At 71.8% G+C, this 10,246-nt stretch carries 1 pseudogene; it reads left to right on the plus strand.

Annotated features, from left to right (window positions below):
• Positions 1-12: 12 nt before the first annotated feature.
• Positions 13-10,246: pseudogene (locus RAC81_RS16580) on the plus strand (hypothetical protein); the annotation flags it as partial.

Genomic DNA, 10,246 nt, shown 5'->3' on the forward strand with positions numbered 1-10,246 from the left:
TCGATCGTCGCGATGACCACCGCGATCGCGGTCATCGCGGCAGGACTCACCCTCGGCACCGCCCAGACCGCGGAAGCCGCCGTCGTCCAGTGGGGGACCAACTCGGGCACCGCCCCCAACTACCAGGCCAACGTCAACGGCGACTTCATCATGGCGGGCAACGGAGTGCTCGCCTGCTCGGCGACGACGGCCACGACGAACGGGACCTGCGCCGATCTGCACGCGGCGTCGAGCACCAACGCGCAGAACGTCAACGACAACTTCGTCATGACCCAGAACAACTCGGTCACCGGCTTCACGTCGAACTCCAGCAGTGCGACGATCACTGTCCCCGCCGGTGCGACCGTCGTGAAGGCCTTCCTCACGTGGAGCGCCAACACCGGTGTGTACACCGGCGACACCCGCCGCCTCTGCTCGCAGTACTCCGCGGCGCGCGGCGTTGCGACCATGCCCGCGGGAAGCGCGACGGGGTACACGACCAGGGCGGTGCAGCTCAAGGTCGGCAGTGCCGGCATCATCGAGGTGGCACCGCAGAGCATGCTGCAGGACCCCGCATCGCAGGCGACCGCGCTCTACTACTCGGCCAGCGCCGATGTGACCTCGGCCTTCGCCTCGGTCACCACCGGTTCGGAGATCACCGTCTCGGCGGGCAACATCTGGACCCCGACCGGTGCCGGGTGCTACGCGGGCTGGTCGATCAACGTCGTCTACGACTACGGGACCTTCATCCCCGACAACCCCGCCTCGGTGCCGCACAACATCATCTACTACGAGGGCCACGTGCGTCAGGGCGCCAACGACGCCGACCTGACCGTCGCGTTCAACGGCTTCACCGCGGTCGCCGCCGGCACGCGAGCCGGGTTCACCCTCTTCGAGGGCGACCGGAACATCACCGGGGATGCGGCCTCATACTCGCGCGGCGGATCGACGACCTACACGGAGATCCCCAACGCGGCGGGGGCCACCGGCAACATCGGCATCTCGCGGGCGATCGGCTCGGTGAGATACACGGGAACCGCCGGAACCGCGTTCACCAACCAGAGCGTCGACGTCGCGACCGCACCCCTCACCAATGTCGTGGCGGGCGACTCGACCGTGAACCTGCGGCTCGGCACGTCCGGCGACTCGTACCTGCTGCGCAACGCGATGCTCTCGGTGCCGACCGCCGGTCTGCAGCTGGTGAAGACCTACGACGGCACCCTCGACACGCAGTCGCGCACGGCCGGCGAGCTCGCGACGTTCACGATCCGCATCACGAACACCGGTGCGGGAACCCTGCGGAACATCGTCGTGACCGACGATCAGGCGGGCTGCGCCAGGAACCTCGGCACCCTGACGCTCGCTCCGCTGCAGTCGACGACGTACACGTGCACCGCGACCGCGCCGTCGTCGACGGGATACGTGTCGACGGCGGAGGCCACCGCGAGAACGGTGGTCGGCGACTTCCTCGCCCAGGACAGCGACAGCACGACGGTGCTGCTGAGCGCGATCAGCCTGACCAAGACGAGCGCTCTCGCGGCGGGCGGCACGGGCCGCGCGGGTGACGTCGTCGTCTACACCTTCACCGTCACGAACACCGGTCAGTCGACACTGCGGGACATCGTCATCACCGATCCGCTCGTCGGGCTCTCCGCGATCACGTTCGGGGCGTGGCCCGGTACGACGGGAGTACTCACCCCGGGACAGTCCGTCACGGCGACGGCGACGTACACGCTGAAGCAGACGGACGTGGATGCCGGATCGGTGGCGAACACCGCGACGGTGAGCGCCGCAGATGACGACGGGGGAGTGCGACCCTCCGGCTCGGCGAACCGGGTGACCCCCATCGCTGCCGCGGGCGCCGTGACCGTGACGAAGACGGGTGCGCTCGCCAGCGGATCGACGGGGCGTGTGGGCGACCGCATCAACTACTCGTTCACGATCCGCAACACCGGCAACGTCACCCTCGCGAACGCCTCTCTGGTCGATCCGCTGCCCGGGCTCTCGCCACCGGTCATCACCTGGCCCACCGCGACCGCCGGTAGCCTCCCCGTCGGTCAGACCGCCACCGCCACCGCCTTCTACACCATCACCCAGGCGGATGTGGACGCCGGAAGCGTCCGCAACACCGCCACCGCCTCCGCGCGGACGCCGAACGGCACCACGGTGTCCGGATCGTCTCCCCAGACCACCGTCCCCACCGTCGCCTCGGCACCGGGACTCGCGACGACGAAGTCGGGCTCCGTCACCCAGGGCACCGGCGGCGTCGGCAGCACGATCACCTACAGCTTCACCGCCCGCAACACCGGCAACACGACGCTGACGTCCGTCGCCATCACCGACCCGCTCGCCGGTCTCTCCGCTCTCGCGTACAGCTGGCCGGGAACCGCCGGCACCCTCGCCCCCGGTCAGGCGGTCACCGCCACCGCGACGTACACGATCACGCAGGCCGACGTCGACGCGGGCGCCGTGCGAAACACTGCCACAGGCACCGCCCGCACCCCTGCCGGAGCCACGCTGACGGTGCCGAGCAGTCAGTCGGTCGTGTCGACCGCGGCATCCGCTCCCGCCGTCACCTTCACGAAGACCGGCGCTCTCGCGCCGGGCAGCACCGGCCGCGCCGGCGACGTCGTCACCTACACCTTCCGTCTCGCGAACAGCGGGAACGTGACGCTCACCGAGGCCGCGATCTCCGACCCGCTGGCCGGGCTGTCGGCACTCGCCTACACGTGGCCGGGCACGGCGGGCACGCTCGCACCGGGGCAGGCGGTCACGGCGACGGCCACCTACACGCTCAAGCAGTCGGATGTCGACGCGGGATCGGTCGCCAACACCGCGACCGCGACCGCGCTGCCGCCCAGCGGCGCCCGCCTCACGCAGACCAGGGCGTTCACCCTGCCGGTGACGCCGACCGGAGCCTTGACCGTGCTCAAGTCGGGGACCGTCACCTCGGGGACAGGCGGGGTCGGCAGTACCGTCACCTACTCGTTCTCCGCCACGAACAACGGCAACGTCACACTGACGCAGGTGGCCATAGCGGACCCGCTGCCGGGTCTCTCGGCCATCACCTACACCTGGCCGGGCACGGCGGGCACGCTCGCCCCCGGTCAGACGGTGCAGGGGCGCGCGACGTACACGCTGAGGCAGGCCGACGTCGACGCCGGCGCGGTGACCAACACCGCGACCGCGTCAGCCAGGACGCCAGGGGGCGCGGCGGTCACCAGTTCGTCTCCGACGACCCGCGTGACGACTGCGGCGGCGGCACCGGCGAGCACGACCACGAAGTCGGCGACCGTCTCGGGCACCGCCGCCGTCGGCGACGTCGTCACCTACACGGTGCGCACGACCAACACCGGCAACGTCACACTCACCGGTGTGACCGTCTCGGACACCCTGCCCGGCCTGTCAGCCTTCACCTACACGTGGCCGGCCACGGCGGGCACCCTCGCTCCCGGCCAGACCGTCACCGCCGTCGCGACCTACACGATCCGACAGACGGACGTGAACGCGGGCTCGGTGCGCAACGTCGCCTCGTCGACCGCCGCCTACGGCACGACGCCGGTGACGAGCACCTCGGGGACGGTCACGACGAACACCGTGGCGGCGTCCGCGGCGATCGTGACGACGAAGTCCGGGGCCCTGCAGAGCGGATCCTCCGGTCGCGCAGGCGACACGATCGTCTGGTCGATCACGCTCCGCAACTCCGGCAACGTCACGCTGACGGGCGTCTCGGTCGCCGACTCCCTTCCGGGAATCTCCGCGCCGTCATACGGCACCTGGCCGAGCGGCACCGCCGGCGTGCTCCAGCCGGGTCAGACGGTCACCGCGACCGCCACGTCGACGATCTCGCAGACGGACGTGAACTCCGGCGCCGTGAGCAACACGGCGACCGGCTCCGGCACGCCGCCGAGCGGCACCGCGGTCACGAGCACGGCACCGGCGACGGTCTCTCTCGCGTCGGCCCCCGGCATCGTCATCTCGAAGTCAGGGGCCGTGACGGCGGGCAACGGCTCGGTCGGCAGCACGATCACCTACACGTTCACAGCCCGCAACACGGGCAATGTGACTCTCACGGGTGTCGCGATCACCGATCCGCACCCCGGGCTCTCGAGCATCTCGTACACGTGGCCGGGCGCCGCGGGCACTCTGCAGCCGAACCAGACCGTCACCGCGACCGCGACGTACGCGGTCCGTCAGTCCGACGTCGACGCCGGCGCAGCCCGTAACACGGCGACGGTCGCCGGAACTCCGCCGACGGGCCCCGCGATCACGGCATCCTCGGGCGAGGTCTCGGTCGCAACGATCGCCGCTGCACCCGCGATTTCCATCGCGAAGACCGCCGCGGGAGGCGGCGGCGGCGTAGGCAACGTCGTCACCTACACCTTCCGAGCGACGAACACGGGAAACGTCACGCTCACGGGCGTCGTCATCGCGGACCCGCTCGCGGGCCTCGGTGCGCTGGAGTACCAGTGGCCGGGAGCCGCTGGCACTCTCGCCCCCGGGCAGACTGTCGTCGCCACAGCGCCCTACACCGTGACCCAGACCGACGTGAACGCGGGGTCGATCGTCAACACAGCCACCGCGACCGGTTCGGGCGGCGGGACGACGGTGAGCGCCGGATCGGGCACGGTCACGACGCCGACGGCGGCGATAGCGCCGGCGCTCGCGGTGACCAAGGTCGGCACTCTGGGCGGCACAGGTGCGGCGGGCGACACGATCAGCTACGCGTTCACCGTGCGCAACGCCGGGAACGTGACGCTGACCGGGGTCTCGCTCGTCGACCCGCTGATCGGTGCGACGCCCATCGCACTCACGGGGTGGACCGGTGTCTCCGGAACGCTGCAGCCGGGGCAGAGCGTGTCGGGCACCGCGACCTACACCGTCACGCAGACCGACGTCGATGCGGGCGCCGTCGCGAACACGGCCACAGCCACGGGTGTCCCTCCGCGCGGCGCGGCAGTCAGCGGCACCGCTCCCTCGACGGTGCGGCTCGCCGCGGTGCCGTCGATCTCCGTGCTGAAGACGGGCTCGATCACGGCCGGTGACGGCGGCGTCGGCAGCACCGCGACCTTCTCGTTCACGATCCGCAACTCGGGCAACGTCACGCTCAGCGGCATCACCCTCACCGACTCCCTCGCCGGCCTGAGCACTCCCGTCATCACGTGGCCGGGGACTGTGAGCACCCTCGCGCCCGGGCAGACCGCGACGGGGACCGCGACCTACACGATCCGCCAGACCGACGTCGACGCGGGATCGGTGCGCAACACGGCGACCGTCAGCGGCCGCCCGCCCACGGGCGCCGTCGTCGGCGCGACCTCGACGGAGGCCGTCGTGCCCACGACCGCCGCCGCACCGGGACTGACCGTCAGCAAGAGCGCCACGACCGCCGGAGGCAACCGCGTCGGCGACGTCGTGACCTACACGATCCGTGCCGAGAACACCGGAAACCAGACGCTCACGGGCGTGACGGTCAGCGACCCGCTGCCCGGTCTGTCGGCGCTCGCGATCACCTGGCCCGGTGCGACCGGCGTGCTCGCTCCCGGCCAGGCCGCCACCGCTCGAGCCACCTACGTCATCACCCAGAGCGACGTGAACGCGGGATCGGTGCGCAACCGCGCTGCCGCATCCGGGACGGCTCCGGGCGGCGTCGCCGTCGACAGCGCGTCGAACGAGCTCGTGACTCCCACCGCGACCGCGGCGCCGCGGCTCACGCTCGACAAGACGGCCAGTCTCGCGCCGGGTGCCACCGGACGCGCGGGCGACGTCGTCACGTACAGCTTCACGGTGCGGAACGCCGGGAACGTCACGCTCACCGGCGTCGGCGTGTCCGACCCCCTGCCGGACCTGTCGACCATCACGTACTCGGGGTGGCCGGGAGCGGTCGGCACCCTGCAGCCCGGCCAGAGTGTGACGGCGAGCGCGACCAGGGCGCTCACGCAGTCGGACGTCGACGCGGGGTCCGTCGCGAACACGGCGACGGGGAGCGCCACGCCGCCGACCGGAGCCGCGGTGCAGGCCACCGCAGCGGCCACGCTGCCGATCACCGCAGGTCCGCTCCTCACCCTCGGCAAGACCGGCGCCTACACACAGGGCACCGGTGCGGTCGGCAGCGTCATCACCTACACCTTCACCGCGCGGAACGCCGGCAACGTCACGCTCACAGGCGTGGCCGTCACCGATCCGCACGCGGGTCTCAGCCCGATCGCTCTGAGTTGGCCGGGCACCGCAGGGACTCTCGCACCGGGCGAGCAGGTCGTGGGGACGGCGACCTACGTCGTCACCCAGAGCGACGTGGACGCGGGCACCGTGCGCAACACCGCTCGCGTCACAGGCGCTCCGCCGAGCGGCGCGGCCGTCGGCGCGGACTCGCCGACCGTCACGATCGCCACCGTGGCCGCGGGACCCGCGCTCACCACGACCAAGTCGGCGACCGTGTCCGGCACCGGCGCCGTGGGCGATGTCATCGACTACACCGTCCGCGTCACGAACTCGGGCAATGTCACGCTGCGCAGCGTGGTGGTCAGCGATCCGCTGGTCGGGCTCACTCCCTTCACGTACACCTGGCCCGGCGATGCCGGCACCCTCGCGCCCGGGGCACAGGTGATCGCCCGCGCAAGCCACACGATCACCCAGGCCGACGTCGACGCCGGATCCGTCGTCAACGTCGCGACCGGAAGCGCCCAGTCGCCGAGCGGCGTCGCGGTGTCGGCGGCATCCGCGACCGTGACGACGCCGACCGCGGCGGGCGACCCGCGCCTCCAGGTCGTGAAGTCGGGCGCGCTTCCGGCCGGCGCGACAGGGGTGGCGGGCGAGACGATCACCTGGACGGTGTCGATCCGCAACGTCGGCAACGTCACGCTCTCCGATGTGAGCGCGACGGACTCGCTCCCGGGCATCAGCGACCTTATCTACGGTGCATGGCCGTCCGGCACGTCCGGAGTGCTCGCCCCCGGCGACGCGGTCACGGCGACCGCGACCTCGACGGTGCGCCAGACCGACGTCGACGCGGGGGCGGTGTCGAACGCAGCCACCGCGACCGGGACGCCGACCAGGGGATCTGCGACCAGCGCGACCGGATCGGGCACCGTGCCGCTCACCTCGGCCCCCGCTCTCACCCTGCAGAAGGACGGCGCGTACACCTCCGGCTCGGGAGCCGTCGGCGATACGATCACCTACACCTACACCGTGCGCAACGCGGGAAACGTGACGCTCACGGGTGTCGCGGTCGCGGATCCGCACAGCGGACTGTCGACGATCTCGTACGGTGCCTGGGCGTCGGGCACTCCAGGCACGCTCGCGCCGAATCAGACGGTCACGGCCACCGCGACCTACCAGGTGCGCCAGAGCGACGTGAACGCCGGATCGATCTCGGACACCGCGACCGTCTCGGGGCGCCCGCCGACCGGGGCGGCCGTGTCGGCGACCTCGCAGACGGTGGTGCTGCCGACCACGGCGTCCGCACCCGGCATCCTCACGACGAAGACCGCCGGCGTGAGCGGCGCCGGCCAACTCGGCGACCTCATCACGTACACGATCCGTGCCACGAACTCCGGGAACGTCACGCTGACCGGGGTGACGATCTCCGACCCCGCTCCCGGGCTGAGCCCGCTCGCCTACGGCCCGTGGCCGGGCGCCAGCGGAACGCTCCAGCCCGGCGAGTCCGTTACGGCCACGACCACCCACCGCATCACGCAGACCGATCTCGATACGGGATCTGTGACGAACACGGCGACGTCGACCGGCACACCGCCGACCGGACCAGCCGTGAGCGATCCGTCGGACGTCGTCGTGACGCCGACCGCTGCGCAGACCCCTGACATCGAGGTCGTCAAGACCGGAACGCTGCGAGGCGGAGCCACCCCGCGGGCCGGCGACGCCGTGGCGTACTCGTTCTCGCTGCGCAACACCGGCAACGTCACGCTCACGGGGGTCGATCTGACCGACCTCGAGCCCGCCGTGTCCCCGCTCGTCTACGCCTGGCCCGGTGAGCCGGGTACTCTCGCCCCCAACCAGGTCGTCACCGCGACGGCGACCTACGCGCTGACGCAGGGGGACGTGGATGCCGGAAACGTGGCCAACGTGGTCACCGGCACCGCCTCGGCGCCCGGCGGAGCCACCGTCTCGGAGTCCGACGACGTCACGATCCCGCTCGCCGCCGCACCGTCGATCTCCGTGGAGAAGACCGGCACGGTGCTCGGAGACGGCGTCGATGACGGCGAGGCCGGTGACGACATCCGCTTCGACTTCGTCGTCGTCAACACGGGCAACGTCACGCTCACCGACGTCGAGCTCGCCGAGAGCATCCCGGGGCTGGACCCCACGATCAGCTGGCCGGATACCGCGAACCCCGGCGTCCTGGCACCCGGCGCCCAGGCGACTGCGGTCGCGACGTACGAGATCACACAGGCCGACGTGAACGCCGGTTCGGTGTCGAACACCGTGACCGCCTCCGGCGCGCCACCCTCGGGCGACGAGGTCTCGGCCGCCGATTCGGTCGACGTCGCCACCGGCGCTCAGCGCGCCGAGTTGCGCCTGACGAAGGCGGGGAGCACCCTCCCCGGCGAGGCCGGCCTCGGCGACGAGATCACCTACGCGTTCACGGTCAGCAACACGGGCAACGTCACGGTGACCGGAGTCGCGATCACGGATCCTCTGGCAGGTCTGTCGACGATCGCCGTCACCTGGCCGGGTACCGCCGGAGTGCTCGACCCCGGCCAGAGCGCGACGGCCACCGCGACGCTCCCGATCACGCAGCAGCACATCGACGCGGGACGCGTGGTCAACACCGCGACGGCCTCCGGCACCGCGCCGAGCGGGCCGGTGACCACCACATCTCCGCAGAGCGTCGTGCCCGTCGAGGCCGCCGCGCCGTCGGTCGCGGTCACAGACAGCGGATCGCTGCCGCCAGGCTCCGCGGCGGGATCGACCGTCACGTGGACGTACACTCTGCAGAACACCGGCAACGTCACCCTGACCGGCGCCGCTCTGAGCGACGCCCTGGCAGGGACGAGCGCGCCTGCGTACCAGTGGACAGGGCCGGTCGGGGTGCTCGCACCGGGCGGCTCTGTGACGGCCACCGCCACGACCGTGCTCACCCAGGCCGACGTCGACGCGGGGTCCATCGTCAGCGTCGTGACGGGCCGCGGCACCGCGCCCTCCGGCGCCGTGGTGACCGCGACGGCGCCCGCCACCGTGCCGATCTCGTCGACGGCAGGCCTCACTCTCGACAAGACCGCATCGCGCGACTCCGACCTCGCGGTGGGAGATGTCGTCACGTTTACGTTCACGGTGACGAACGGCGGCACGACCACGATCGACGCGATCGCCCTCAGCGACCCGCTGCCCGGTCTCTCGCAGATCACCGTCGGCGCGTGGCCGGGAGCGACCGGCGTGCTCCGGCCCTCGGAGACGGTCACCGCCGCTGCCACGTACACGGTCACGCAGGCCGACGTCGACGCCGGTGGTGTCGCGAACACCGCCACGGTCTCGGGCCTCAGCCCCGCCGGCACGCCGGTCACGGCATCCGATTCCGTCGCTCTCGCCACCGAGGAGGGTGCACCCGCGCTCGCGCTGACCAAGGACGACGCGCTCTCGGGCTCGGGTGCGCTGGGAGACTCGATCGCGTACACGTTCGCGGTGCGCAACACCGGGAACACGACGATCACCGGCGCAGGCATCACCGACGAGCTCGAGGGATTGTCGGGCATCGTGTTCGGCGCGTGGCCGAGCGGCGAGACCGGCGTGCTCGCGCCGGGCGACGAGGTCACGGCGTCGGCGCGGTACACCGTGACGCAGAGAGATGTCGACGCGGGCGAGGTCGTCAACATCGCCCGCGCGTTCGGGACCGCTCCCGGAGCGGTCGACGTGGCCTCCGCCGACGCCGCGGCGACGACGCCGCTCGCCGATGCGACGCCGACGCTCGCGGCGACGAAGCGCGGCTCGCTGGCCCCCGGCGCGACGGGCCGGGCGGGCGACACCGTGGAGTTCCGCTTCTCGGTCGTCAACACCGGCGACGTCACCGTGAGCGAGATCGCGTTCGACGACGCGCTCTCGGGTCTCAGCCCGCTGACCGTCTCGTGGCCCGACCCCGCTCGGCCCGGCGTCCTCGCGCCCGGCGCGGCGGCGACCGCCACCGCCGCCTACACGCTCCTGCAGTCCGACGTCGACGCCGGGGCCGTTTCGAACGCCGTCACCGTCACCGGAACCCCCGTCCGCGGCACTCTCGCGCCGGCCACCGCCACCGCCACCGTCCCGATCACCCCCGGAG

Origin of the sequence: Microbacterium sp. CR_7, assembly GCF_041954755.1 — a bacterium.
GTDB lineage: Bacteria > Actinomycetota > Actinomycetes > Actinomycetales > Microbacteriaceae > Microbacterium.